Origin of the sequence: Actinoplanes campanulatus, from assembly GCF_014647795.1 — a bacterium.
GTDB classification, from domain to species: domain Bacteria; phylum Actinomycetota; class Actinomycetes; order Mycobacteriales; family Micromonosporaceae; genus Actinoplanes; species Actinoplanes campanulatus.
Genome location: NZ_BMPW01000070.1, coordinates 1 through 1,276, shown reverse-complemented (window position 1 = coordinate 1,276; position 1,276 = coordinate 1). Strand labels below are relative to the sequence as shown.

The following is a 1,276-nucleotide window of genomic DNA, read 5'->3' as shown; positions in this document are numbered from 1 at the left end:
ATCGAGCCCTCCGTGGATACTTCGGCGGTGGCCAAGAAGAAGGGTCCGGCGGCGACGCCGGAGGGTGTGGATGCCGAGTTGGTCGGCCGGTTGGTCGAGCAGGCCCGGGCGGTGGGTTTGCAGCTGACTGGTGAGGGTGGCCTGTTGCAGCACCTGACCAAGCGGGTGATCGAAGCTGCGTTGGATGGTGAGATCACCGACCATCTCGGTTATGAGAAGCACGACCCGGCCGGTAAGGACGGCGGGAACTCGCGTAACGGGGCCCGGGCCAAGACGGTGCTGACCGATGTCGGCCCGGTCGAGATCACCGTGCCGCGCGACCGTGACGGCTCGTTCGAACCGCAGATCGTGCGGAAGCGGCAACGCCGGCTCACCGGGGTCGAGGACATGGTTCTGTCGCTGTCGGCCAAGGGTCTGACGACCGGGGAGATCAGCGCCCACCTGGCCGAGGTGTATGGCGCCGAGGTGTCCCGGCAGACGATCTCCACGATCACCGACAAGGTCATGGACGGCATGGCCGAGTGGCAGAACCGGCCCTTGGACCGGGTGTATCCGGTGGTGTTCCTGGACGCGATCAACGTCAAGATCCGCGACGGGAAGGTCGCCAACCGGCCCATCTACGTCGCCCTGGCCGTCACCGCCGAAGGCACTCGCGACATCCTCGGGCTGTGGGCCGGCGACGGCGGTGAAGGCGCCAAGTTCTGGCTCAGCGTGTGCACCGAACTGAAGAACCGCGGCGCCGAGGATGTGCTGATGGCCGTCTGCGACGGCCTGACCGGCCTGCCCGACGCCATCAACACCGTCTGGCCCCAGACCGTGGTCCAAACGTGTGTGGTTCACCTGCTGCGCAACTCGTTCAAGTACGCGTCCCGGCAGCACTGGGACGCTATCGCGAAAGCGTTGAAGCCGGTTTACACCGCACCGACCGAGCAGGCTGCTGAGCAGCGGTTCCTGGAGTTCGCCGAGGTCTGGGGCGACCGATACCCCGCGATCGTCAGGCTGTGGGAGAACGCCTGGGCAGAGTTCGTGCCGTTCCTCGCCTTCGACACCGAGATCCGCACGGTCATCTGCTCAACCAACGCGATCGAGAGCGTGAACGCCCGGATCCGCCGGGCCGTACGGGCCCGCGGGCACTTCCCGAACGAGCAAGCCGCACTGAAATGCGTCTACCTCGCCGTGATGGCCCTGGACCCGACCGGCACCGGCCGCCGCCGCTGGATCACCCGATGGAAACCCGCCCTCAACGCCTTCGACCTCGCCTTCGACGGCCGCCTCA

General features: G+C 66.8%; 1 protein-coding gene. It reads left to right on the top strand.

Annotation, left to right across the window (positions count from 1 at the left end):
* Positions 1–27: 27 nt before the first annotated feature.
* On the top strand, positions 28–1,276 hold a 1,249-nt coding region (locus IEZ13_RS46060; protein WP_373293120.1), incomplete at its 3' end, for an IS256 family transposase.